This window comes from Quyinboa sediminis (assembly GCF_042219855.1).
Lineage (GTDB): Bacteria > Bacteroidota > Bacteroidia > Bacteroidales > UBA5342 > JBHJHP01.
The window spans coordinates 631,868-657,543 of sequence record NZ_JBHJHP010000001.1 but is presented as its reverse complement, the minus strand read 5'-3'; the positions used below and the strand labels follow the sequence as shown (position 1 = coordinate 657,543).

The following is a 25,676-nucleotide window of genomic DNA, read 5'->3' as shown; positions in this document are numbered from 1 at the left end:
TGAGTTGCTAATTAAATAGTGTTAATTGAAGCTTTTTCAGGCGTATACAAAAATACCCACCATTTCAGGCGGGTATTTTTTGCTATGTTTAAACAGTCTACTGAATGACTATTCGCTTATTGTATACTTTGTCTCCGGTTTCAACCTTAAGCATATATATGCCTGTAAAAAGGTGCTGAAGGTTGATGGATTGTTTGAATTGTCCATCAGCCAAACCGTCATAAACCATTCTTCCTTTTAAGTCAGTGACCTGAATATGCGATATTTTATCACCGCTTCCGGTTTCAATGGTAAATAAACCATTTCCCGGATTCGGATAAACTTTGAACGAACCGGACGTTGTTTCATCCAAAGCATTGCTTACAGTAACCATAAGGATACCATCTGAACGCATTTTAGATAGATCCCAGGCCAATCCGGTTCCCGGAGTTGACGGAATCACAGCGTCAAAATCACCCGTATTTGCCGTTGATTCAATTATTTTAAAACTATCTCCGGCTTTGTATGCATTACCTTTATTTGTTACATACAGTGTACCACCAAGATATACCACAGATGAAGCAACAAGTTTATCAGGGTTATTGGTGGTATTATTTACAGCTACTGCAAAATATGAGTTGGGTTGAAATCTGACAAAGTTATTTACCGTAAACGATGTGCCGGATGATCCGGAACCGGCTTGCAAATAGCCTCCGGCATTAACCGTAACCGATCCCCTGACAGAACCCGTTCCGGAAAGTAATGCTCCGTTGTTAACCGTTACAGCACCTGATCCGGTAGCACTACCACTGGTGTTTGAAACAATCAGTGCCCCGCCGTTTACATAGGTACTTCCGGTATAGTCGTTGGCATTTGTAAGCGTCCATTTTCCTTTGCCATATTTATAAATAACAGATGATCCTGTGATCAAACCATTGAACACAGCATCACCATCGTTATGACCAACACTCCAGGTATTATTGCTTAGCGTTGATGCAGCCGTCCCACTCAGCGTACCGAATCGGGTGGTTCCGCCTTTCAGGTTATATGTATACAGCTGACCGTTAAGATTAACATCTGCGCTGCCATAACCATAGGTATTATTAATTCTAAAGTCCCCACCGTCTCCATCAGTGGTAATGTTAATAGTACCGGTAAAGCCTGACCAGTTTCCGTTCAGATCATTTCTTACCCATGGGGAATAGAGATTTAAAGTACCTGACCCAAGGAGTTTTCCAGTTAAGGAACTGCGGCTGTCGAGTCTCAGTGAACCGGTTTGTCCTTCTTCAACCAGGATGTTCCAGGCACATCCATCGGTATAGGTATACGAATTATCATTCATTGCCAGAACCCCTCCGTTTCTCAGGATCAGCGTATCCCCCAGTCCATCAATATTTGCCGCGTCTTCGGTCAGACGTATGGTTCCTTTTTCAATAATTGTTGCATTATGATAATTTCTTGTTTTCAGAATTAATGTTCCATTACCACTTTTAATCAGATTTCCGGCACCCGTAAAATAGCCTCCAAATGTAACTGTGCCGTTTAATATGGAGAGTTCGCCGTTGTCAGCACCAAGCAGAACATTACGGTCCGTTGTCATTTCTCCTGATCCCAGAATTTCAAGTGCACCACCGTTTAACTGCAGATTTGAAGCCGCATCAGATGAAGCACCAACCGGACTTGCATATCCGGAATTGGTAATGTCCATTACCCGTATTTTCCCGCCTTCTATTTTTGTAGGTCCGGTATAGCTGTTATCTGTCAGAATAGTTATAAGACCTGATCCACGCTTCGTTAAACCGGCATCTCCGGTCACTGAGCCGTCTCCGGACAACACAAACGGAGTAGCAATATCAATGGTCAGATCGCTGACGGCATAATCACCTTTTATACTGATAGAACGGCTAATTGCATTATCGTTTATCACAACGGAATCCTCTCCGATAAAGTAATCTGCTTCACCGTTATTCGACCAGTTCATCTTATTGAACACATCCCAGTCGTTGTCTACCTCACCGGTCCATTCCACTTTGCCCGGAGCCCGGGTTGCATCTACCGTCAGAAGCAGTTTATTATTTTCGAAACTCAGGCTATGAGGTACACCCGGAATTCCGGTAATGGTAACATTTTCGAGGTCTCCGTTTAAAACCCCTGTTACTGTTGCCAGCACATATGAACCGGCAGAAAGTTTTCCATCCAGACGATTAATGTCAAAAGTTGTTGAGCTGAATGTCATATCTCCGTCCACAACGAGAATATCATTGGTCTTCGTAATGCCGTCAACATCATCAGTTAAATCCCAGAATAAAGTGGTCTCTTTCGCAATATGAATTCCCTGGTTGATAAACAGTGTATCCGTTGTTCCTTTGGCGTCGCTTACCACAAGATTTGTATAGGCTTCCAGCTTTATACCTTTATTGTATACGCCATTTCCGCCAGCTGTCGCAAACCTTTTAACCAGAACCTGACTATTTTCAAGAGAACCGTTTACCATCAGTGCTCCATCCCATACACGGGTGATTCCGCTGTATGTATTTTTTGTATTCACCGTTAAGGTGCTTCTGCCGGCTTTTGTCAAATCGGCATTGCCTGTAATATCTCCGGTTCCGTTAAACAGATAATCATCCGGTGAAATCACGCGAATATCCGAAGGTGCAACATTACCTTCGATAAGCACAGCAGAGGTATGATTTCCTGAAATATCAAACAATACACTGTCACCATCTGCAAAACTTACCGCTGAGGCATTGTAATCCCACGCACTTGTGATTCCGCCATCCCATGTACCGCTTTTCCATACTTTCTGGCCCGGCAGCATAATCGGTGCAGGTGGAACCGAGTCCATATCGTTTCCTATAAAAAACCCAGGATGTGGCGGCTGGTTATATGAATTTGGCTGCCATCCAATAGCTGCACGGTATTGCGGGTCATTCATCAATGTATATATCTTAACCGATGTAGGGTAGGTAGTTGTATAAATCCTCAGGGCTGAATTATCTGCCGTTCTCCAGATCGCTTCTTCCCGCCAGTCACCAAGAATATCGGCGCTTAATGCCGGATTGCCCTTGGTCCAGTTGTCCGATCTTGTACCGTCCGCTCTCAGGAGTTGGGTATTGGCTCCATTGTTATACTTTGTTATCGTTCCAATACCGTAATTGTCGTACCAGGCATGATCCAGCATTTCCCTGGACAAATCACCATCCCACCAAATGAAAAAGTTCATCGATCCGGGAGGTGATAAATTTGTGATGGCATTACCCGTGGAGCTTAAAAACGGGAAACCTGATGGCCCCCACATTTCCATTCCCGGATAATCAGGTGTAATGTCTGCACATCCGGCACGTCCCATATCACGGCCAATGCTTTTGTAAAATAAGATTTCTCCGGTGCCGGCATCTCTGTAGTCACCACCGGTATAGTTTTCAAGGCAACCAAAAAACTCGAGCCCTTTTCTGTACGGATTAATATCACTTAAGTGTTGTGCATCTCCATGGCCCAGTTTTGTTGAGTATAAGCCCTGACCGTTATCATCCATACACATGGAACCGTACATAACTTCATCTTTGCCATCATCATCCACATCACCCTGTGTCAGGTTATGATAGCCCTGACCTGCATAATCAGGATGACTGTTTGAGTCAAAGTACCAGTTTTGAGTCAGAGCTCCATTGCTGAATTTCCACGATGCCATGGCGATACGCTCATATATACCACGGCTGATAACAATGCTTGGTGTTTTACCATCCTGGTAAGCTACAGTGAACATGCATTTGGTGGATCTGTGCCCTCCGTCATCTTTGCCCCAGTCTGTTATCGGACCACGATAAATATATTCTGCTCTTGCCAGCTCCTCTCCTGTCTCTCCGTCCAGTACAGAAAGGTAATCAGGACCTTCCATGCGATAGCCGACAGAGGAAATGGAATAACGATAATTTGTTTTGCCATCACCATCCACATCACCCATCTGATTACCAACACCATCAATAAATCCTTCTGAAGTTCTGAGGGCTACTTCTGCCTTACCATCACCATCCAGGTCCCAAACCAGAAAATTAAATTCAACTGCATTATAAATATTCGGGCCCATATTTACCGCCCATAAAAAAGTACCATCCATTTTATAGGCTTCCAGGTAATGATAATCGGTAGATGAAATATCCATGTTCAGGGCTAACCGTTTGACCACAATCTCATACTCACCATCGCCATCCAGATCACCAACAGATGCATCATTCAGTTCATACGTTCCATATCCACCGTTTATTTTTCTTACCGGGATATCCTTGTAGTTTGTTGCCCATACCGATGCCGATTCACCGGTGGTTTGTTCCACGCCTTTAACGACGGGTCTAACCTCATAAACATTGCTTGTTGTTCCCGAAGCATCAAGATAATTACTTACATCAGATACCGGTTCTGTATTCAGCAACACCCCATCTTTGTAAAGATTGTAGGCAACATCTTTCATTTCGTTTGCCAGAACTCTCCAGCTAATAAAAACTCCGGAATTTGTCTTTACAGCGACTATTCCATGCTTCAGGTTTTCCATTTTTCTTTGAGAAAAGACCTGCCCTGCAAGCAATACAGATATCGTTATCAGGAATGCTACCTTAACCCTTCTTGTAAAATTTAACATGTTGTGGTAAAATTGATTATTATAACTATGACTGTTTGATCCTTAATAAACCTGTCCAAAACAATAAGTTTATATACCTTCTTATTGCGTTTATTCCTGAAAGCAAACAGTGTACCATTTTATTCCAGATGCCAAAAATAGTGAATAAAAAAGTATTGGAAAAAATTAAGTGTTAAAAATACAACCGTTCATATGTTAGGATAATTTCATTATTTAGGTTTTCTTTGGGAATATAAGACTTGACATAAACATCTTGTAAATCCTGTAACAATGAAAATCAAACATATCTTACTTCAGTTTACCGTAGCGGCTTTTATCCTTACCACAACGGTTTCACTTGCTGAAGCCCGACAGAACCAACAATCGGAATATTCAGCTTATCTGTATGTCTATTTCAGTGGTGATGAATCCAGAATAGATGATCAGCAGATCTATTTCGCAATTAGCAGGGATGGGCTAACCTGGGATGACCTCAATGAGAACAATCCTGTACTTACGTCTGTGCTTGGTGACAAATCCGTGCGCGATCCTTACATCCTGCGCACTCCGGACGGCAATCATTTTTACCTTATAGCGACTGATCTGGATATCAGGGCAAGTAAATATAACGGCAACTGGGGATTAATGTCAACTCAGGGCAGTAATTCAATCATGGTCTGGGAGTCAGACGACCTGGTAAACTGGTCAGAACAACGCATGATTGATGTTTCAAGTCCGGTTCTTGCCGGAAATACATGGGCACCTGAAGCCATTTACGACGATAAAGCAGAACAGTATATGGTATTCTGGTCCAGCCGTGTGGCAACCGATAATTATGCCAAACACCGGATCTACGCAGCTTATACACCTGATTTTGTAACATTCTCAGATCCTTTTGTCTATATTGATACGCCGAACGGTACGATTGACGCCTCTATTCATAAAGTTGGGGACACCTATTACCGTTTAATTAAAGATGATAAGGTTTTGAATGTCAGTCTTTCATACAGTCAGGAACTCGTTGATGCCAACAGCACCTACGCTTCAGGAAATTCTTTTGTAAAAATACAGAATACTGAACTGGAAAGTTACACCGGAGGATATGAAGGCCCAACCATGTTTCAGTTTAATAACCAGGAAAAGTGGTGTGTACTTGTAGATGAATATGTCAGTAGCCGAAGGGGTTACATCCCGTTTATATCAGATGATATTTCAGCTGCCAACAGTCTTTCGTTAATGAACGATGGTGAATATCTTATGCCGACCGGGGCCAAACACGGCACTGTGATCCCGGTTACAGAAGAGGAATACACAGCACTGGTTCAAAAATATGCTGTTAAAGCCCCGGAGGAACCGCTTTCTGATTCCCCTGTGCTTAGTTATGATTTTAATGAAACATTGAATACTCCGGTGGTGGCAGATAAATCAGGAAACCATAATGATGCCACGGTCTTTGGAAATGCAACATATGTCACTGATCCGGAAAAAGGACAGGTTCTCTGGCTTGACGGAACAAGCAATACCTATCTGGCTTTTCCTGAAGCCTTTTTCGACGGTCGAAGCAATATGACTGTGAATATGGATATCAGGCCCGAATCTGATGCGTTTTATCATTTCACGTTTACCATTGGACAGAACAACATAAAATACATGTTTTTAAGAACACGGGATAACGAAATCCGGAATGCAATCACAACACAAAGTTATTCGAAGGAAGGCCAGGTTCTGAATTCCGGCTCTTTTAAAGGAAAGTGGATAAATATCAAAATTGTAATGGAGGGACACATTATGTCGCTGTACCTTGATAACGTGCTGGTTGATAAAAACAGTTTTGTCCGTTCTGTCAGCGATCTGGGAACCACACTGAAAGCTTATCTCGGTAAATCGTTTTATTCAGATCCCTATTTTAAGGGCTATTTTGATAATGTAAGGGTTTATAACCGCGCGTTCAGTGCTGAAGAAATTGCTTCGGGCTTATCGACTGGTCTGAAACGGACCCAAAAGCATAATTATAAGGTGCTTAATGTAACTGTATCCGACGACAAGCTTTGCATAGAGTTTTCAGAAAGTGCCGGTTTAACGCCAGAGCTGAAAATCATAAATCTATCAGGGCAAACCGTGCTCGAAAAGCAAATCAGCAACCATAACGGTTCAGCCATTTTGAATATTCCGGATGCTTTTAGTGGTGTATACCTGATAAGCATTACAGATGGTCCGGATGTAATTTCACAGAAAGTTCTCATTCCCTGATGGATATTACATTGTGAATGTCTGACAATAATCAGCCCTGCAACACTTGTTTTAATTGCTTTTGTTGACTTACTTTGTCTGTTTAATTCTAAAAGTGTTGAAAGGTCTCGGAGAACATATTCCCTACGAAAGAAGAAGATTTATTCACAGCCTGATCATTCCTGTGGTGTTTTTACTTTTTTGCTGGCTGGCAAAAACATGGGAAATGGTTACCGGTTCATCCCTGGCCCGTTTAGGTGTTTATCCAAGGGAACTGAAAGGACTATGGGGCATTCTGTTTATGCCCTTTATCCATGGCAGCATCGGACATATTGTAACCAACTCCATCTCTTTTCTTCTGCTATCAACAGGCTTATTCTATTTCTACAGGACCATTGCATTAAAAACATTTATCCTTCTTTTTTTTATTGCCAACACTTTATTATGGATCTCAGGAAGGCCATCCTGGCACATCGGTGCAAGTGGACTTATATATGGCATCGGTGCTTTTTTAATCGTCAGCGGTATCATCCGGCGACATGTTGGCCTGGTTGCCGTAGCCTTTATCATCATCTTTGCCTATGGCAGTATGTTCTGGCATATATTTCCTTTAAAAATAAATGATCCCGTATCATGGGAAGGTCACCTCATGGGAACCTTAACGGGCATTGCTCTGGCCATAATATTCAGAAATGAAGGTCCGCAGCGCAAAGAATGGAAATGGGAAGAAGAAGAGGAACAGGAGGAAAATGATGAGATTGTGGCTGAAAATACAAGTGAATTACGTAAAATAAACTATATAATCAGAGAAGAAGACGATGATAAAACCAATTGAACCCAAACGGGGATTTGCCAGTGACAATAATGCCGGTGTACATCCTCAGATCTTAAAAGCACTGGAAACGGTAAACCAGGGACATGTAGTAGGATATGGTGATGATCCTGTAACTGAAGCCGCAACGGCAAAAATAAGGGAGATATTTAAAACAGACTGTGAGGTGTTTTTTGTGTTTAACGGTACCGGTGCAAATATAGTTTCGTTGCAGTCTGCCACACATTCCTTCGAATCAGTGTATTGTACATCCACTGCTCATATTCATGTTGATGAATGCGGTGCTCCTGAAAAATTCACCGGAAGTAAAATCGTAGCCATAGAAACACCGGATGGCAAACTTACACCCGAGCTGATAAAACCTCACCTGCATGGTTTCGGTTTTGAACATCATTCTCAGCCCCGGGTCATTTCTATAACACAGTCTACCGAAATGGGCACCGTTTACAAGCCGGATGAAATACGTGCCATTACGAAGCTGGCACATGACCATAACATGGTAGTTCACATGGATGGTGCACGGATAGCCAATGCAGCAATAGCGCTCAACATGGATTTTCATGAATTTACAGTTGACTGCGGAATAGACATATTAAGTTTTGGCGGAACCAAAAACGGCATGATGATTGGCGAGGCCATAATCATCTTTAACAAAGAACTGTCCTATTTCACAAAATATTACCGTAAGCAGGGGGCACAACTCTACAGTAAAATGCGTTTTGTTTCCGCACAGTTCCTCGCCTATTTCGAGGATGACTTATGGATAAAAAGTGCTAAACATGCCAACAAAATGGCTCAAAGGCTGTTTGAAAAAGTGAAAGATACAAACGGAGTGAAAATAACCCAGAAGGTTGAATCCAACGGTGTATTTGCCATTATTCCAAAAGCAGTGACAAAGCCCCTGATGGATGCATACTTCTTTTATTACTGGAATGAAAATACCAACGAGGTACGCTGGATGACAGCTTTTGATACTACAGAAGAAGATATTGACGGTTTTGTAAAAAAATTAAAAGAACTTTGTGATAATGCAGGATACTAATCAGGAACTCATTAAGTTATTGTCCGAGAAACATCCTTACGTTTTGTACCGGTTTCCAAAAGCCAAAACACTGCAATACTTTCGCATTGCAAAAACTACCATACTGGATCACACCTATTCAGGGCTGACCGGTAGTGGTTTTATTTTTGCTCCCTTTAAAGCTACGCCGCAACATCCGGTATGCTTTTTTGAACCGGAATTCGAAAAGACCTTTCCAGCCGACATACCTCTCTCTGTTGACCATAATAACCTGTTCACGATTGATTCCGACTTTGTTTCAACATCAAGAGAAAAATACGGCAGGAAATTTAAGCGAATAATGGAAATATTGAATTCAGATTCAAATATTCGCAAACTGGTTTTGGCACGTAAGTTTTTCCTGGGAACCACTGAAATTGCGGATCCCGGAATCATCATGCACAATCTGAATAAGGCTTTTCCCAATTCTTTCCTGTTTTTTGTTAATCATCCCAATCTTGGCGTATGGTGTGGAGCCACACCTGAAAATTTATTGTCGATTTCACATAAAACGGGTAAAACCGTAGCGCTGGCAGGGACGCAGAAAATCGAGGACATGTCTCCATTGAGCTGGACCGAAAAAGAGTATGAAGAACAACATCTGGTGGAAATTTTTATTGAGAAAAAACTGAAGGAACTGACGAACAATGTTCAGAAGACCGGACCTGATTCAGTGTTTACCGGAAATCTGGCACATTTGTGTTCTAATTATACCTTTGATATTGATCCGGTAAATTCCGTCAGCCTGCTTAAAGCATTACACCCGACTCCGGCTGTTTGCGGTCTCCCTAAAAGGGAAAGCCTTCAGGTATTATCAGAGATTGAAGGATTTGACCGGGAATATTATGCCGGATTTCTTGGTCCGGTAAGCAATAACGGAGAACACCTGACGGATGTATATGTTACGCTACGCTGTTTCAAAATCTGCAAACAGGGCATGGAGTTCTTTATTGGCGGAGGCATAACCAAACAATCTGTTGAACAGTCCGAGTGGGATGAAACAGAGAATAAGCTGGAATCGCTCCTGCCCTTTATAGGCTAGAACGGCTCTGCGTTTAAAATCTAAATAAAAAAATATTGCTATCCGGCTGCTGTTAATGCTTTAAATGCCTCATATACGAGAAATGCAGGCCATACAAGAGCTTTCAAAAATCCAATAACGCCCATACCAAAACTGGTGGCATGAGAAATAAAAAAAACGGCTGCTCCTATAAATCCCAGTCCATATACAGCGCCGGACGAAGCATTACGGGAAGCATTGCGGGAATGACTTTTGGTTTTGGTGGTGTTCATAATGTTTTAGTTTACAATGGTTTGCAATTTAACATATTTATTTTAATTAAAGAATTACAACCTCATTAAGTTTACAGGATATGCGAGAGGCAGATTATTTTATGCTGATTTACTGATAAAATAAAGGTGATAGAGTTGATAAGAATGTTAATTTCTTTATTTTTATATTTTGCATTAGTGATGTAAAACAGCTAAATTTGGCAACTGATTGATTACAGGACACATGGATTATAATTCAACACGCGAAAAATTGAAGTTACCGGAATACGGAAGAAACGTTCAGAATATGGTGAACCATATGATGACAATAAAGGACAGAGATGAAAGAACCCGGTGTGCTTACGCCATAGTATCAGTAATGGGTAATATGTTCCCTCATTTGAGGGATGTATCTGATTTCGATCAGAAATTATGGGATCATCTTTCCATTATGGCAGATTTTAACCTGGACATTGACAGTCCCTGCCCACTCCCTACTGAAGAGACAATTCATAAAAAGCACGAGAAGCTGCCTTATATGGAGCAGGATATCAGGATCAGACATTACGGAAAAAACATTGAGTTGCTGGTAGAACATGCGCTTGAAATGGAAGATCAGAAAGAAAAGGATCAGCTGGTTCTTTTGATCACCAACCATATGAAAAAAATGTTCCTGCAGTGGAACAAAGACGTCGTAACAGATGCCAAGGTTTTTGATGATCTCTATCTGCTGTCCAACGGCAAACTGGCTTATTCAGAAAAAGACTTCAAACTTATCGATCCCAAGGTTATTGTCAATAAACAGCGGAAAAAGAAGAATCCCAATAAAAAGTAACGTTTAAATCGCTCTGAATGTCAACATTCGTAATTGAAGGCGGGAAACAGTTAAAAGGCGAAATTATTCCACAGGGTGCCAAAAATGAGGCACTGCAGATTATTTGCGCTGTTTTACTTACTCCTGAAGAAGTTATCATCCATAACATTCCCGATATTCTGGATGTTAATAACCTGATTCAACTGCTGAGCGATTTTGGAGTTACAGTTAAAAACCTGGGAAACGGATCTTTTTCTTTTAAAGCAGAGCATATTGACCTGCAATACCTTCAATCCGAAAAATTCAGATCAAAAAGTGCGTCACTTCGTGGATCGATCATGATAATAGGTCCTTTGCTGGCGCGGTTTGGTAAGGCCTACATTCCCAAACCCGGTGGTGATAAAATAGGACGCCGCAGACTCGACACGCATTTTATCGGAATTCAGAAACTGGGCGCTAAGTTTAATTTTGAATACAAGGATAATTTCTACAGGGTAAGTGCTGACCGTCTTAAAGGTGCATATATGCTTCTGGATGAAGCTTCGGTAACCGGTACAGCAAATATTCTGATGGCTGCCGTGCTGGCCGAAGGGATTACAACCATCTATAATGCAGCCTGCGAACCTTACATTCAGCAGCTTTGTAAAATGCTTAACAGCATGGGGGCAAAAATATCCGGAGTGGGATCCAATCTGCTAACCATCGAAGGTGTTGATGCACTGGGTGGCTGCACCCATTCCATGTTACCCGATATGATTGAAGTGGGTAGTTTCATTGGCCTGGCAGCGATGACCGCTTCTGAGATCACACTCAAAAATGTGTCGTTCGAAAACCTGGGAATCATACCACAACAGTTTAAAAGACTGGGAATACAGTTCGAACAAAAAGGTGATGATATTTATATCCCGTCACAGACAGGTTATGAAATAGAGACTTTTATCGATGGCTCCATTATGACCATTGCTGATGCACCCTGGCCGGGTTTAACTCCGGACCTGTTGAGTATATTTCTGGTCGTGGCCACTCAGGCCAAGGGAAGCGTACTGATACATCAGAAAATGTTTGAAAGCCGCCTTTTCTTCGTGGATAAACTGATTGATATGGGAGCGCAGATTATATTATGTGATCCGCACAGAGCCACCGTAATCGGTCTTGAAAGCAGAGCCCGTTTAAGATCTGCTGTAATGACAAGTCCGGATATTCGTGCCGGAGTAGCTTTGCTTATTGCCGCACTGTCGGCCGAAGGTACATCAACTATTCATAACGTGGAACAGATTGACCGGGGCTATCAGAACATTGACAAAAGACTCAATGCCATCGGAGCCAGAATCACACGCCTTTCCTGATATTTTACTTTTTCCATTTTAGTGAATCGATACTTGAACAGGACGAAAGGGTACTGCTCACATCTTATTTTCGTATACTACTAGTTATTAGGTCAATAGCCCGCTCCTATGCTTAAAACGCTATAAAAAAAAGAGGTCGCCTTTAGCGACCTCTCAGGTTTTGCTGTGCTCAGCTCCTCTTATATCAGTTCGATGCTTCGTTTTACAAATTTATTCAGATCTTCACCCTTAAGCATGTTGTTGGATAACAATGCTAAATCGATGAGCTGTTTAACGAGTTTGTTCTTCTGTCCGTACTCATTAAGAAGCGTTTCTTTTTTCTTTTTCAGTTCATCCAGCTTATTACTGACGTCGTGTAGTTCTTCTTTTTCAGCGCTGGGCACCTCTTCATCTTTCTTACCCTCTTTTGCTTTTTCAAGTTCTGCCCTGCGTTTGTCAAGAGTTGAAATCTTGCTTTTCATGCCTTTCAGGTCTTTTTCAAGATCCTTTTCCTTATCCTCATTGATACGCATTACCAGTGGATGATTGGCATTGATGACCAGGTTATAGTTATCCGGCATATCACCATAGAAACTCATGCCACCCTGCATTTCAGCCATATCTTTCATGCGGCGCATAAACTCGTTTTGTGTGATAAGAACAGGTGAATCATTTTCTGACATGGCTTCAAACGTTACCAAGAAGTTTGCTTTACCCCTTTGAGGTAACTGGCCATGGAAAACCGGTGTAAGATCAAGTCTGTCACCTTCGGAAAGCTTCATTTCCTGTTTTTCATCCTTGGGAATTAGCTTTTCCACCACATCACCGTCTACCCTAACAAAACGGCTGTCTTTTAATTTGGATTCAAGGTGATTGATGAAATGGGAATCGAGCTGACCATCCATCTGAAGCACGTCATATCCTTTGTTTTTAGCTGCTTCAATAAATGTGAACTGAGCATCCACATCGGTGGCATACAGGTAAACCAGTTGTTTATCTTTATCAGTCTGATTATCCTTGATAATGTTTTTATATTCCTCCAGTGTGAAATATTTGCCCTCCGTATTTTTCAACAGCACAAATTTCTCAGCTCTTTCGTAAAATTTCTCCTCTGTTATCATGCCGTATTCAATGAAGATCTTCAGATCATCCCACTTCTCCTCGAATTGTTTACGGTCATTTTTAAAGATCTCATTTAAACGGTCTGCCACTTTTTTGGTTATGTGGCTGCTGATTTTCTTCACGTTGCTGTCGCTCTGCAGATATGAACGTGAAACATTTAAAGGAATATCCGGCGAGTCAATAACACCGTGCAACAGGGTCAGAAATTCAGGCACAACGCCTTCCACTGAATCGGTAACAAAGACCTGATTGCTGTAAAGCTGTATTTTATTTTTCTGAACCTCAATATTCTTTTTGAGTTTAGGAAAGTAAAGAATTCCGGTCAGGTTAAACGGATAATCCACATTCAGATGAATATTGAATAACGGATCATCAGCCATTGGATACAGCTGCTTGTAAAACTTAAGATAGTCTTCATCCTTCAAATCTGCAGGAGCTTTTGTCCAGGCCGGTTTGGTGTCGTTGATGATGTTATCCTCATCGGTATCCACCTGTTTATCTTCTTTCCACTCTTTTTTCTTACCAAAAGCTATTTCAACCGGAAGGAATTTACAGTATTTCTTCAGTAACTCCTCTACCCTGTAATCTTCCAGAAATTCCTTGTTGTCGTCATCAATATACATGATGATGTCGGTTCCGCGACGCTCTTTTTTAACGTTGGTCAGTTCAAATTCAGGACTGCCGTCACATTCCCATTTTACTCCTTCGGCTTCATCTTTATAAGATCTTGTAATGACTTCCACTTTTTTAGAAACCATAAAGGATGAGTAGAAGCCTAAACCGAAGTGACCAATGATGGCCTGCGCATCGTTCTTATATTTTTCAACAAATTCATTAGCACCGGAGAAGGCAATCTGATTGATGTACTTATCAATCTCTTCAGAAGTCATTCCGACACCGGCATCAGAAACAGTAAGGGTCTTCTTTTTTTTGTCAATGCTGACCCGGATAGTCAAATCACCAAGTTCTCCTTTATATTCACCAACAGAAGCAAGTGTTTTTAACTTCTGTGTTGCATCCACAGCGTTTGATACAATTTCACGCAGAAAAATTTCATGATCGCTGTATAAAAACTTTTTGATAATCGGGAAAAGGTTGTCCGAGCTAACCCCTATTTTTCCTTTTTGCATATTGTGTAATTTTTTTAATTAAACATTCAATTTGCGCTTCATTTATCAAAGAAGGTGCCATTGCAGAAAACTGACAATTAGACACAGATTAAATGACAAATTTTGCATAAGCATTAAATGATTATGACAATAATCTCATTTCACAGGCTGATTTGTTTCACTGTCGTTTTAAAAACATTACCTTAGGTGTATAACTGGTCCAATATGCTTAGACGTACTAAAAATATGAAACAGGTATTCCTTCAAACTTTTGGAACACCTGTACCGGAGGATGTGGAAACTGAACTTGTTGCATCCTATTTTGAAAAAAAAGACAAATCTACAGCCTATCATGTCATATCGGATAAAACCGTGGCGGATCTTGACCTTAACACCTTGTTTGAGTATCTTGACAGAACAACATCACCGGTTGGAAAGCAGGTTCTGTATTACAAGCTGAGGACCATACAAAAACATTCGTCGAATGAGAAAGAGGAAGCGCTGATCCGGAAATTTATAGAGGATCCCGAATTCAGAGTGACGGTTCAGTTGCAGTTGAGCAAGCTCGATCACCGGAACGGCTATTATATTAATACACTTTTCCAGGACGAACATTTAAGCCCGCCCCATTGGTTTAATGTCATCCGGTTTCTCGCCTTTACAAATATGGTCTCCCTGGTGCTGCTCCCGTTCAGCATTAATTTTTTGTTTATTGTACTGGCCGTCTTTGCTGTAAATACGATAATTCATTACTGGAATAAAAATAATCTGTACCAGTACCTCGGCTCTGTTCCGCAACTTCTGAAACTTAGTGCTATAGCCCGGGAACTTTACCGGTTTGAGGACTTAAAATTTATCAGTGCCGATGTGCCTGAATCCCTGAATGTTTTACAAAAGATCAGTAAACGAATGTCGTTTTTCAGGTTGGAATCGGGGCTGCAAAGCGAAATTCAGGCACTGACCTGGGGAATTCTGGAGCTTTTTAAAATCATGTTTCTGATTGAACCATTGCTGCTCTTTGGTGTCCTGCGGCTACTGGATACACGGCGTAAGGAAATTGAAACGCTGTTTTATTTTACCGGTGAAACTGACGCACTGATCTCTATTGCCTCTTTAAGATTTAGTTCAGATCTCACCTGCACTCCCACCATTACACCTGAAGCCGCTATAAAGGCAGATGCTGTGTATCATCCACTGATTGAAAACTGTGTTGGCAATGCCATTGACACAGACCTTAAGTCGGTTTTGCTGACTGGTTCCAACATGTCAGGTAAAACAACATTTATACGTACCATCGGGCTGAATGTAATCACGGCACTCACCCTGAACACCTGTTTTGCAAAATCATTCAGCACAGCCCGTTTTGCCGTTTACAGTGCCATCCGGATCAGCGATGATTTATTAAACGACAGAAGCTACTATTTTGAAGAAGTTCTGACCATAAAATCCATGATCGACGCATCCGCTTCTGATAAACCCGGTCTTTTTTTGCTGGATGAGATATATAAAGGAACCAATACGGTTGAACGCATTTCTGCCGGCAAAGCAGTTCTATCGGAACTATGCCGGCATCAAAACCTGGTTTTTGTTTCCACGCATGACATAGAGCTGACGGATCTATTACAGGACAGTTATGCCTTGTATCACTTCAGTGAAAAGGTGGATCACGCAAATGTTGATTTTGACTATGTACTGAAACCGGGTAAGCTGACACAACGCAATGCCATACGGATCCTTGAAATCAATGGATATCCGGAGGCCGTTATTAAGGAGGCCGTTAACCTTTCACAGAATTTTGATAAAATGCTCAGATCACCCAAAAGCTGAAAAAGCCCCCTTGCTCCTCCGCTATAGCTTCGGTGTCACCAAGAAAGGGGAAAACCATCGCATAATTTCATTTCTAATTCTTCATTTTTCATTGTTCATTCGTTAACCGTAAATCGTAGTTCTATATTAATCAATACTCCAGTGCTACCCCTCGGTCCCCTGAAGGGGAAAACCATCGCACTATTCAATTCCTAATTCTTCATTTTTCATTTTTCAATCGTTAACCGTGAGGCGTGAACCGTAAGGCGTGATTCGTGAACCGTAGTTCAATATTAATCAATACTCCAATGCTACCCCTCGGTCCCCTGAAGGGGAAAACCATCGCACTATTCAATTCCTAATTCTTCATTTTTCATTGTTCATTGTTCATTCGTGAATCGTGAACCGTAAGGCGTAAATCGTAATTCAATAATAATCAATACTCCAATGCTACCCCTCGGTCCCCTGAAGGGGAAAACCATCGCATAATTTCATTTTTAATTCTTCATTTTTCATTGTTCATTCGTGAACCGTAAGGCGTGATTCGTGAACCGTAAATCGTAATTGTAGTTCAATATTAATCAATACTCCAATGCTACCCCTGGTCCCCTTGCTCCTCCGCAATAGCTTCGGCAGCACGCAGAAAGGGGAAAACCATCGCACAATTTCATTTCTAATTCTTCATTTTTCATTGTTCATTAGTGAACCGTAAGGCGTGATTCGTAAATCGTGAACCGTAGTTCAATAATAATCAATATTCCAATCCTACCCCTAGGTCCCCTGAAGGGGAAAACCATCGCACAATTTCATTTCTAAATCTTCATTTTTCATTGTTCCTTCGTGAACCGTGAGGCGTGATTCGTAAGGCGTGAATCGTAGTTCAATATTAATCAATACTCCAATGCTACCCCTCGGTCCCCTGAAGGGGAAAACCATCGCACTATTCAATTCCTAATTCTTCATTTTTCATTGTTCATTCGTGAACCGTGAGGCGTGATTCGTGAACCGTAAATCGTAATTGTAGTTCAATAATAATCAATACTCCAATGCTACCCCTCGGTCCCCTGAAGGGGAAGACCATCGCACAATTTCATTTCTAATTCTTCATTTTTCATTGTTCATTCGTGAACCGTGAATCGTGAATCGTGAACCGTAAGGCGTGAATCGTAGTTCAATAATAATCAATACTCCAGTGCTACCCCTAGTCCCCTTGCTCCTCCGCTATAACTTCGGTGTCACGCGGAAAGGGGAAGACCATCGCACAATTTCATTTCTAATTCTTCATTTTTCATTTTTCATTCATGAACCGTGAGGCGTGATTCGTAAATCATGAACCGTAAATTGTAGTTCAATAATAATCAATACTCCAATCCTACCCCTCGGTCCCCTTGCTCCTCCGCAATAGCTTCGGCAGCACGCAGAAAGGGGAAAACCATCGCACAATTCAATTTCTAATTCTTCATTTTTCATTGTTCATTGTTCATTATTTATTGGTTTTCAAAAATAAACGGTTCTTTTTTACAACCCTCTTCCTGAAATCCTGTCTATTATACTAACTGAAACTGATGAAACACAGTATTGTCAGAATCTTCGTTCTCTGTCATTCAATTCACCCCCTAAAAATAACAGTTCATAAAAAAAGGTTACAGCTTGTCATTTTTGTGTTCCACACCATGCCTGATGAGCTTAATTTTGAAAAAAGCAAGGATGAAACACGTACTGATTATCTCATTTATCATGTGGCTGACGGGTAGTTTGTATGCCGTAGATTTTGAGGTTCTGTCGGACTGGAAAACAGCGAAAGAATCGGACGGCATTGTCATCAGTTACCGCTGGATTAATATCAGTGACACCTTTAAAACCCGTGAAATGAAAACCGTACTCTTTATAGATGCAACACCGGAAACCATAATAAAGCAGTTTAAGTCAGATGAAAAACTGAACTACTGGACGGCTGGCAGTCGTAACTGTTCGGTATTACAGCACAAAGATAATCAGTGGATTACGCACACAACATATGATATGCCATGGCCCTTTACCTCAAATGATCTGATTACCAGGTATCGTGCTGTGATTTCTGATGCTTACACCACGCTGACCATGGAGTGCATTCCGGACTTCATTCCTGTACAACCGGATGTCAGTAGAATCAAGCATTATTCCGCTTACTGGATTTTGAAACCTCAACAGAATGGTGGCACAAAGGTTGAGTTTTGCACCGTTTCCTTCACCCGCCCCCTATTCCCCAGGTTTATTCAGGATCCTGTGTTGCAGGATATAATGATTGATTCCATGAATAAATTCAGAAAACTGTCAGAAGCAGAACAATGATACGCAAAACAATACATAAAATACTGGCCATCAAAGGCGAACCCAAAACCATTGCACGCGGATTTGCTCTTGGCTCATTTATCGGCATGCTGCCCATTCCTGGTTTTCAATTGTTGGTATCCCTTGGTCTTGCTGCACTGATTAAGGTGAATAAAAAAGCGGCCTGCATCGGTGTATTCAATACCAATGTAGCTACCGGAGCATTCGTATTTGCGTTTAATTACTGGTTGGGAAAATCCATTCTGAATCTTACACCGGACTTTGTAATGCCCGAAAAAATTGGGTTTTCGTTCATTTTCACTATTCTGGAATCTGGAAAGGATGTGTTTTACTGTATGCTGGCAGGCGGCATCATCACCGGCCTTGTTGCCCTGTTTTCAGTTTATTTTATCACCATGTATTATTTCAAACTCAAACAATATGAAACCGGGAAATAAATTATATACCATCATAACAGGCGCCAGCAAAGGGCTGGGACTTGAGCTGGCAAGATCAGTTGCTGCACTGAACAGGAATCTTATCCTGGTATCACTGCCCGGAGAAGACATCAGGCAAACCTCAGAAGAGCTGATGGTCCGGTATAAGGTTGATGTCCTGTATTATGAAACGGATCTGACGCAATTGGAAAACATTGACAGGCTCAGTTTATGGATCAGCCGGCATTATGCCATTGACATGTTGATTAACAACGCCGGAACCGGTGGAAGCTGCGACTTTACCCGCAGTGACACAGCATACCTGAATACCATTATGCAGCTTAATATGATGGCCACAGTTATGCTGACCCGAAAACTGATACCGCTCCTTCAGCAACAGAACCGGGCTTACATTCTGAATATCGCCAGCATGGCTTCATTCGGACCCATGCCTTATAAAACGGTCTATCCGGCATCCAAAGCTTTTATATACTCTTTTTCGCGCGGATTGTATGCCGAATTACGTCATACCAATATCTTTGTCAGCGTGGCGCATCCGGGACCAATGGCCACCACGCCAGAAATCACAGCACGTATCCGCAAACACAACAGGCTGATCAGAACCACCGTGTTGTCTCCGGAAAAAACAGCACAAATATGTATCAGGCAACTGTTAAAAGAAGACGCACTGATCTTACCCGGTTTTATGAATAAAGTCAGCTGGCTGGTTATCAAAATGAGTCCGGTCTGGCTACGGCTTCATATTTTCAGACGGTCGTTGTTGAAAGAACTTAGGCCTCAAATTGTATAAAACTGATAAATTTTCCTTATGTTATACACAAAAGACGGTAATTGTTAACTGATCCAACACAGAGCCAATGGAATATGTACTAGTCACAGGCGGAACAGGTTTTTTAGGGTATCATGTTGTAAATGAAGCCCTGAAACAGGGCTATGGGGTCAGGGCCATTGTGCGTAAGCACAGCGATGTCTCCTTTTTGTCGCAGCTTGATTGCAGCATGATATATGGTGATATTACTGTAAAACAGGACATTGAAGAGGCTGTAAAAAATTGTGATTATGTTATTCATTGTGCTGCAAAAACGGGTCAGACCGGTGAAGCAGATGCCTTTGTGCCTGTTAATGTTGACAGCACCAGATACCTTGCAGAAGCTTGCCGGAAGTTTAAGGTAAAACGCATGGTTTATGTCAGCAGTGCCAATAGCTTTAAAAACGGAACCAAAACGAATCCGGGAACAGAAGCATCTGATTTTATGCCCTGGCTGAATAAATCGGGTTATGCCAGCAGTAAATACCTTGCGCAGACTTATATACAGGAAACCTGCAAAAAACATGCTTTGGATGCCGTTATTGTTGCTCCCACCTTTATGTTGGGATCATACGATGTAAAACCCTCCAGCGGCAAACTGCTGTTGCAGGGACTAAAACATATAGTTTTTTACCCACCCGGCGGGAAAAGTTTTGTGGATGTTACCCTGGTGGCTTATGGTACTGTAAACGCACTGAAACGGGGTAAAAACGGTGAAGTGTATCTGCTGGCCGGACAAAACCTTAGCTACAGGGAATTTTTCAGGATCACCGCTCAAATATGTAGTAAAAGACAAGTTCTGATTAAAGTACCCGGTTTTCTGCTGAAGCTGGCAGGCCTTTTGGGAGATCTACTCACTTTTTTCGGTTTGAACGTTTCATTTAACTCCCTCAACATCAAACTTTTAACGCTTTCCAATTATTTTTCAAATCATAAGGCCAAACAGGAGCTGGGATTGAAAGATACAGACATTAAACGTTCAGTGCAGGACGCAATAGACTGGTTCACAGAAAATAACTACATTTGAGTATGCTCAATATCGATTTCACACATATTAATAAGATTTGGCTGCGACTATTTATCATTTACTCCGTATGTCTGTTAATTAAAGCCTTTGATCTTACCTTTGGCGGATTTTTCGATATTACATTTCGTGGCCTGACATTTACAATATTTTTTCTGGGTTACTGGTATCTGGTCTGGCATTTAGCCGACAGGATTGAAAATACATTCCAGCGGGGAAATATGAACGGATTCGTTCAGATTGTATTGCATCTGACTTACGGCTATTTTGCAAGTATCGTATTTAATATGTCTTACCGCATTTGGGATACAGCATTTTATGGGAATGGCGACGAATGGGCAAGGAACCGTTTACTGAATCCTGAGTTAACCGTAAGCCTTACGCTTTTCTATTTTCTCATCTACGTCATTAATCAGTATTTCAGATCGAATATCACGGCCCGGGAAAAACAGATACGCCTTGAATCGCTTGAAAAGGAAGCTGCTGTGGCACAATACAGAGCCTTAAAATCACAAATTGAACCTCATTTTTTATTCAACAGTCTGAGTGTGCTTTCTTCTGTAGTTTACAAGGACGCAGACATGGCCAACAAGTTCATTATTAAGCTGTCGCGCACCCTTCGGTATGTGATAGAAAAGAATGAACACACTTTGGTGAAGCTTCAGGAGGAACTGCAAATTGTAAGCGATTATATTTTTTTGCTGAAGGTGAGATTCGGAGAAAGCATTGTATTTAATTATGGGATCCCTCCGGAACTGATCCGCATCTATTTAGTGCCTCCGGTTTCCGTTCAGCTGCTGGTAGAGAATGCAGTAAACCACAATTCATTTTCTGAAGATAATCCACTGAATATTACCATTAAGATAGATGATGGAAACCTGGTGGTCAGCAATAACATTAACAAACGGAAGGATAAAAAAGATACAACAGGCCTTGGTCTGCTTAACCTGTCAAAACGGTTTAAACTTGTAGCAGGAAAGGACATACAGATCTCAGACGATGGGGTAAGTTATATTGTCTGTCTTCCCTTGCTGACAAGTGACTACAGCACAGCCAGCCTTAAAAAACCTATACAACAATGAATGTTCTGATCCTTGAAGATGAAGTCCATTCAGCCAACATGCTGATAAAATTGCTGGAACAATATGATCCGGAAATCGGGATTGCGGATATTATCGGAAGTGTGGAGAAAGGCATACAATGGTTTAAAACTCATCCGCTTCCCGACCTGATCTTTCAGGACATCCGTTTATCTGACGGCGATTGTTTCAGTATTTATGAGGCCGTTCAGGTGCCAACGCCTGTTATCTTCACGACGGCTTACAGCAGTTACGCCATTCAGTCCTTCAGGGTCAATAATATTGATTATCTCCTGAAACCTTATGATTACAGCGATCTAAAAAAAGCGATTGACAAATTTAAGGCCGTACAGGCCTATCATACGCCTGTTGAAAATAAATTACTGAGGGAAATTGTGAGTGGGAAAAAACCAATACCGAGACAACGGATTTTGGTTAAGACAGGAGATAATTTTAAAACGGTGAGGTGCAGCGACCTGGTTTGTTTTTATTCAGAGGATGGTCTTTCTTTTGCTTTGACCGCTGACAACAAAAGCCTTATTGTAGATGAAAGTCTGTCAACGCTGGAAAATCAGCTGGATGAAGCACAGTTCTTCAGAATAAACCGCAAGTTTATCGTCAATATTGACCATATTATAAAAATTACGCAGTGGTTTAATAACCGGCTTAAACTGCAACTATCAACTCATTCAGATGAGGATATCCTGGTGAGCAGAGAACGGGTTACTTCGTTTAAAACGTGGCTGAACCAATGAACTTATGAATTTCTGTTGTCCGGTTAAAGCTTCAGAGATTCCTCGCTTCACTCGGAATGACAGGCAGTTGCTGGCTGTTGGGCTGGAGGATGGGTTGGTTTTCGAATCTGTAGAAAACCAACCCATCCTCCAGCCCCATATGAACCTAAGAGACTGTCATTCTGAGCGTAATAAAATGAAGCGAAGAATCTTTAAGTAATACTGATTTTTAGACGGACGACAGTAATTATGAAATACGGATTAGTAATGACTGATATACATTATGTCAAATCCCCTGTCCGTCTTTGACGGACACCCCCTTTTACAAAGGGCGACGTATTAACCAGCAGTTGTATTAGCCGTCCTCCTTTCCTGAAAGAAGATGTCCCGACATGTCGGAACGGAGGATTTAACCGGATACTGAACAAGTCGAAGTTCAACATTATTCATTCTTCACTAAAACGAGAATTCGTTTTACAACGTTTTTAGCCCGCTGAAGGATGAGTTCTTTTAGCCAGGGAATAAATGAGGAATGCCAGCGCTGCGGATGAAAGGTAAACATAATCCGGTCAGGCAGCCTGTCCTGCTGAATGGCTTTTATGATATCTTTGGTGGAATGAAATACCAGACCTTCTCTCTCCCATCGTTCCTGGTGTTCCGGGATCTTATCGCGTACACTAACCTTGTAACCATCCCAACGGCGACCGGTATCGGTTAAATATAAGACCTTACTGAAATCCACATCAAAATAGGGCTCTCCGGTAATGCCGTAATCATGGTAGTCATAGGTTTGCCACAACGAGCGGTTGTCGTATTTGCTTAAGGGGGCACCCTCTGCAACAATAGTCTTTACAGGTGCGTTGGTCCTCAGAAGGCTTAGATTTGATTTAAAACGATCGATAGCTTTACTGAAATTACCACCGGATTCCGTAAGATCATCATAATGATAACCAATTTCGTGGTTTAGAGACTTCAGTTTTTCAATGATACCTTTCAGGTTTAACTCCTTTAAAATTCTAATATAAAAAGTACCTCTTATATTGAATTCATGAAGGATTTCAGCTATGTAAAGTGTATTTCTTAAATTTTTCTCTGAATCAAATCTTAGGGTAACTGTTTTAGCTTTTTCTGTCGCAATAAAATCTGAAAACACCTGAAAATCATATCCTGCCTGCACTAATGCATTCAGTAGTTGCTGATATGTTTTGAGGTTGAAATCCATTTTTTTACGTGAGTCGTGAGTCGTTAATCGTTAGGCGTAGGACGTGAGACGTTAACCGTAAGTCGTTGGTCGTGAGACGTAAGTCGGAACTTTATGTAACAGTCAAAATTGATTACAGAATACAATTAACATTTACCAAGATCATGTTTTCACGATTTCACGGTTTACGCTTCACGATTCCCGGTTCACGATTTTACAAATAACAAAAGGTTAACGCATTTTACGAATCATTGCAGTCAACATCATCATTATTCGTTTATTCTTTTCTAGTATTAAATCCGACAATTCATTATCTATGTAACGTAAAGATTGAGCTATCAGTAATTGTGTTTCACTTTCTGCGGCAGAACCACGTGCTATACTTAAAAACTGCTTATATTCTTTAGTATGTTCTCTGACGGCACCTTCGGCGATTTTTGAAGGAATAGATACAGCACTTCGCCTAAGCTGATTCGTTAAACCAAACTGTTCAGAATGCGGAAATTTTTTAGTGAGCTCATAAATATCGACAACAAATTGCATGGACAAATTCCATACATCTAATTCTTTGTGATTCATTTTATTTGGATTTAGGGATTGAATTGGGTCTTTAATCGTAAGTCGTGAGTCATATTTTAATCTGATTACATCAAATTTCATAAACCATTTTAAGATATTACGCTTCACGAATCACGATTTCACGAATCACGATTCCACGATTTCACGGTTCACGGTTTTACGAATCACGTTCATCATATTCCAGAATTGCACGCAAACACCGCTCTGCTGTTTTTCCATCCCAAAGTTCAGGGCGCTGTGGTTTACGGTCTTTGGCAATGGTTTCAAAATACTCTGAACGGATGCGTTCTATGTTGTTTCCCACCAGTACGCTGGCTCCACCATATTCCCTGAGGGTAATCGGACGTTCTGTATTCCAGCGCAGGGTCAGACAAGGTGTTCCCAAAACGGTGCACTCTTCTTGAAGGCCTCCACTGTCGGTCAGCATTATCTCAGCATCCATATTCAGACGCAACAGATCATGATAGCCCAGCGGATGCAGCAGCACCAGGTTTGGCGCCTCACAAACAGCATCCCATAATCCAAAAGACTTTAACTGCTTTTGTGTTCTAGGGTGTATGGGCCAGATCAATGGCAGGTCGGTAATCACTTCCCGTATGAAAAAATTTACGATCGCACCAATGACCGTTTTATCATCCACATTCGAAGGACGATGCAGCGTCACAATGCCAAACTTTGAAAAACCATGATCAGGCAACTCGTTTTCATCCAGAAGGTTTTCTTTCAGAATATTCCGGATCTCCAGCTTCTGTGCCTTTTCCCGCTGTGCTTCAAGCGTATCGATCATGATATTCCCAACAAACCCGATCTTTTTATCTTCAACACCCTCTGCCTTTAAGTTTTCAATGGACAGTTTATCCGGTGTCAGCAGCAGATCGGATAAGCGGTCAGTCACCAAACGGTTGATTTCTTCCGGCATCTGCATATCACCACTGCGCAGGCCGGCTTCAATATGGCAAACCTTAACGTGTTCCTTCTTTGCCGTTACCGAACAGGCAAGCGTTGCATTGACATCTCCCACCACGACTACCCAGTCCGGTTTTTCCTGTTGCAGTACCTTTTCAAATGCGATCATGGTATTTCCGACCTGCTCGGCATGCGTCCCTGATCCGATGCCCAGGTTGATATCGGCATCCGGAATATTCAGCGCCTCAAAAAAAGACCGGCTCATCCGGTCATCGTAGTGCTGCCCGGTATGCACCAGGATATGTTCAACTTTATCGTTGTTCTCATTATTATACGCATCGATAGCTTTAATAAATGGTGCTATCTTCATAAAATTGGGTCTTGCCCCTACTACTGATATGATTTTCATTCTGA

At 41.6% G+C, this 25,676-nt stretch carries 19 protein-coding genes; 13 read left to right on the top strand and 6 right to left on the bottom strand.

Annotation, left to right across the window (positions count from 1 at the left end; genetic code table 11):
- Positions 1-97: 97 nt before the first annotated feature.
- A complete protein-coding gene (locus tag ACE1EF_RS02700) occupies positions 98-4,615 on the bottom strand; it encodes a rhamnogalacturonan lyase family protein (RefSeq protein ID WP_375719070.1) in 4,518 nt (1,505 codons plus the stop codon).
- Between the two features lie 270 nt (positions 4,616-4,885).
- On the opposite strand from ACE1EF_RS02700, the gene ACE1EF_RS02695 reads away from it, so the two are divergent.
- The 4 genes from ACE1EF_RS02695 to ACE1EF_RS02680 all read left to right on the top strand — a co-directional run bounded on the left by ACE1EF_RS02695 (position 4,886) and on the right by ACE1EF_RS02680 (position 9,757).
- Positions 4,886-6,844, top strand: a complete 1,959-nt coding sequence (locus ACE1EF_RS02695) for a LamG-like jellyroll fold domain-containing protein (protein WP_375719069.1) — start codon at positions 4,886-4,888, stop codon at positions 6,842-6,844.
- 94 nt (positions 6,845-6,938) lie between these two features.
- Positions 6,939-7,658: a rhomboid family intramembrane serine protease gene (locus tag ACE1EF_RS02690; RefSeq protein ID WP_375719068.1), complete on the top strand. Its 720-nt coding sequence runs from the start codon at positions 6,939-6,941 to the stop codon at positions 7,656-7,658.
- Positions 7,642-8,697 carry a threonine aldolase family protein gene (locus ACE1EF_RS02685; RefSeq protein WP_375719067.1) on the top strand — a complete coding sequence of 352 codons (1,056 nt, stop codon included), beginning with the start codon at positions 7,642-7,644 and terminating at the stop codon, positions 8,695-8,697. Before ACE1EF_RS02690 ends, ACE1EF_RS02685 begins: the two co-directional genes overlap by 17 nt.
- Positions 8,684-9,757, top strand: coding sequence for a chorismate-binding protein (locus ACE1EF_RS02680; RefSeq protein ID WP_375719066.1), 1,074 nt, complete (start codon positions 8,684-8,686; stop codon positions 9,755-9,757). Before ACE1EF_RS02685 ends, ACE1EF_RS02680 begins: the two co-directional genes overlap by 14 nt.
- Before the next feature lie 38 nt (positions 9,758-9,795).
- Here ACE1EF_RS02680 and ACE1EF_RS02675 read toward each other — a convergent pair whose 3' ends face one another.
- Positions 9,796-10,008: a hypothetical protein gene (locus ACE1EF_RS02675; RefSeq protein WP_375719065.1), complete on the bottom strand. Its 213-nt coding sequence runs from the start codon at positions 10,006-10,008 to the stop codon at positions 9,796-9,798.
- 223 nt (positions 10,009-10,231) lie between these two features.
- Between ACE1EF_RS02675 and ACE1EF_RS02670 the strand changes: the two genes are divergently transcribed.
- On the top strand, positions 10,232-10,822 hold the full coding sequence (locus tag ACE1EF_RS02670) for a DUF4290 domain-containing protein (protein WP_375719064.1): 591 nt from the start codon (positions 10,232-10,234) through the stop codon (positions 10,820-10,822).
- 17 nt (positions 10,823-10,839) lie between these two features.
- Positions 10,840-12,147, top strand: coding sequence for a UDP-N-acetylglucosamine 1-carboxyvinyltransferase (murA, locus tag ACE1EF_RS02665; protein WP_375719063.1), 1,308 nt, complete (start codon positions 10,840-10,842; stop codon positions 12,145-12,147).
- A 179-nt stretch (positions 12,148-12,326) separates the two neighbouring features.
- On the opposite strand, the gene htpG is transcribed toward murA, so the two are convergent.
- Positions 12,327-14,378 carry a molecular chaperone HtpG gene (htpG, locus tag ACE1EF_RS02660; RefSeq protein ID WP_375719062.1) on the bottom strand — a complete coding sequence of 684 codons (2,052 nt, stop codon included), beginning with the start codon at positions 14,376-14,378 and terminating at the stop codon, positions 12,327-12,329.
- A gap of 225 nt (positions 14,379-14,603) precedes the next feature.
- On the opposite strand from htpG, the gene ACE1EF_RS02655 reads away from it, so the two are divergent.
- From ACE1EF_RS02655 to ACE1EF_RS02625, 7 genes are all read left to right on the top strand, one after another.
- Positions 14,604-16,184 carry a MutS-related protein gene (locus ACE1EF_RS02655; protein WP_375719061.1) on the top strand — a complete coding sequence of 527 codons (1,581 nt, stop codon included), beginning with the start codon at positions 14,604-14,606 and terminating at the stop codon, positions 16,182-16,184.
- Positions 16,185-17,870: 1,686 nt separating this feature from the next.
- On the top strand, positions 17,871-18,494 hold the full coding sequence (locus ACE1EF_RS02650; protein WP_375719060.1) for an SRPBCC family protein: 624 nt from the start codon (positions 17,871-17,873) through the stop codon (positions 18,492-18,494).
- Positions 18,491-18,931 (top strand): DUF2062 domain-containing protein, encoded by a 441-nt coding sequence (locus ACE1EF_RS02645; protein ID WP_375719059.1) that lies wholly within the window; start codon positions 18,491-18,493, stop codon positions 18,929-18,931. The genes ACE1EF_RS02650 and ACE1EF_RS02645 overlap by 4 nt, the downstream gene beginning before the upstream one ends.
- On the top strand, positions 18,915-19,721 hold the full coding sequence (locus ACE1EF_RS02640) for an SDR family NAD(P)-dependent oxidoreductase (protein WP_375719058.1): 807 nt from the start codon (positions 18,915-18,917) through the stop codon (positions 19,719-19,721). The genes ACE1EF_RS02645 and ACE1EF_RS02640 overlap by 17 nt, the downstream gene beginning before the upstream one ends.
- Positions 19,722-19,788: 67 nt before the next feature.
- Complete coding sequence (locus tag ACE1EF_RS02635; RefSeq protein ID WP_375719057.1) at positions 19,789-20,766, top strand: NAD-dependent epimerase/dehydratase family protein; 978 nt, start codon at positions 19,789-19,791, stop codon at positions 20,764-20,766.
- Positions 20,767-20,768: 2 nt separating this feature from the next.
- Positions 20,769-21,845: a sensor histidine kinase gene (locus tag ACE1EF_RS02630; RefSeq protein ID WP_375719056.1), complete on the top strand. Its 1,077-nt coding sequence runs from the start codon at positions 20,769-20,771 to the stop codon at positions 21,843-21,845.
- Entirely contained in the window at positions 21,842-22,597 is a 756-nt protein-coding gene (locus ACE1EF_RS02625; RefSeq protein ID WP_375719055.1) for a LytR/AlgR family response regulator transcription factor, read from the top strand. The genes ACE1EF_RS02630 and ACE1EF_RS02625 overlap by 4 nt, the downstream gene beginning before the upstream one ends.
- A 421-nt stretch (positions 22,598-23,018) precedes the next feature.
- Here ACE1EF_RS02625 and ACE1EF_RS02620 read toward each other — a convergent pair whose 3' ends face one another.
- The 3 genes from ACE1EF_RS02620 to wecB form a co-directional block, all read right to left on the bottom strand.
- Entirely contained in the window at positions 23,019-23,798 is a 780-nt protein-coding gene (locus ACE1EF_RS02620; protein WP_375719054.1) for a hypothetical protein, read from the bottom strand.
- Between the two features lie 210 nt (positions 23,799-24,008).
- Complete coding sequence (locus ACE1EF_RS02615; RefSeq protein ID WP_375719053.1) at positions 24,009-24,356, bottom strand: four helix bundle protein; 348 nt, start codon at positions 24,354-24,356, stop codon at positions 24,009-24,011.
- Between the two features lie 157 nt (positions 24,357-24,513).
- Positions 24,514-25,671, bottom strand: coding sequence for a non-hydrolyzing UDP-N-acetylglucosamine 2-epimerase (gene wecB / locus ACE1EF_RS02610; protein ID WP_375719052.1), 1,158 nt, complete (start codon positions 25,669-25,671; stop codon positions 24,514-24,516).
- Positions 25,672-25,676: the final 5 nt, after the last annotated feature.

Excerpts from the sequence above, each read along its gene's own strand:
- ACE1EF_RS02700 (WP_375719070.1), bottom strand. The coding sequence starts at position 4,615 with ATGTTAAATTTTACAAGAAGGGTTAAGGTAGCATTCCTGATAACGATA.
- ACE1EF_RS02695 (WP_375719069.1), top strand. The coding sequence starts at position 4,886 with ATGAAAATCAAACATATCTTACTTCAGTTTACCGTAGCGGCTTTTATC.
- ACE1EF_RS02685 (WP_375719067.1), top strand. The coding sequence starts at position 7,642 with ATGATAAAACCAATTGAACCCAAACGGGGATTTGCCAGTGACAATAAT.
- ACE1EF_RS02680 (WP_375719066.1), top strand. The coding sequence starts at position 8,684 with ATGCAGGATACTAATCAGGAACTCATTAAGTTATTGTCCGAGAAACAT.
- ACE1EF_RS02675 (WP_375719065.1), bottom strand. The coding sequence starts at position 10,008 with ATGAACACCACCAAAACCAAAAGTCATTCCCGCAATGCTTCCCGTAAT.
- ACE1EF_RS02670 (WP_375719064.1), top strand. The coding sequence starts at position 10,232 with ATGGATTATAATTCAACACGCGAAAAATTGAAGTTACCGGAATACGGA.
- murA (WP_375719063.1), top strand. The coding sequence starts at position 10,840 with ATGTCAACATTCGTAATTGAAGGCGGGAAACAGTTAAAAGGCGAAATT.
- htpG (WP_375719062.1), bottom strand. The coding sequence starts at position 14,378 with ATGCAAAAAGGAAAAATAGGGGTTAGCTCGGACAACCTTTTCCCGATT.
- ACE1EF_RS02655 (WP_375719061.1), top strand. The coding sequence starts at position 14,604 with ATGAAACAGGTATTCCTTCAAACTTTTGGAACACCTGTACCGGAGGAT.
- ACE1EF_RS02650 (WP_375719060.1), top strand. The coding sequence starts at position 17,871 with ATGAAACACGTACTGATTATCTCATTTATCATGTGGCTGACGGGTAGT.
- ACE1EF_RS02645 (WP_375719059.1), top strand. The coding sequence starts at position 18,491 with ATGATACGCAAAACAATACATAAAATACTGGCCATCAAAGGCGAACCC.
- ACE1EF_RS02640 (WP_375719058.1), top strand. The coding sequence starts at position 18,915 with ATGAAACCGGGAAATAAATTATATACCATCATAACAGGCGCCAGCAAA.
- ACE1EF_RS02635 (WP_375719057.1), top strand. The coding sequence starts at position 19,789 with ATGGAATATGTACTAGTCACAGGCGGAACAGGTTTTTTAGGGTATCAT.
- ACE1EF_RS02630 (WP_375719056.1), top strand. The coding sequence starts at position 20,769 with ATGCTCAATATCGATTTCACACATATTAATAAGATTTGGCTGCGACTA.
- ACE1EF_RS02625 (WP_375719055.1), top strand. The coding sequence starts at position 21,842 with ATGAATGTTCTGATCCTTGAAGATGAAGTCCATTCAGCCAACATGCTG.
- ACE1EF_RS02620 (WP_375719054.1), bottom strand. The coding sequence starts at position 23,798 with ATGGATTTCAACCTCAAAACATATCAGCAACTACTGAATGCATTAGTG.
- ACE1EF_RS02615 (WP_375719053.1), bottom strand. The coding sequence starts at position 24,356 with ATGAATCACAAAGAATTAGATGTATGGAATTTGTCCATGCAATTTGTT.
- wecB (WP_375719052.1), bottom strand. The coding sequence starts at position 25,671 with ATGAAAATCATATCAGTAGTAGGGGCAAGACCCAATTTTATGAAGATA.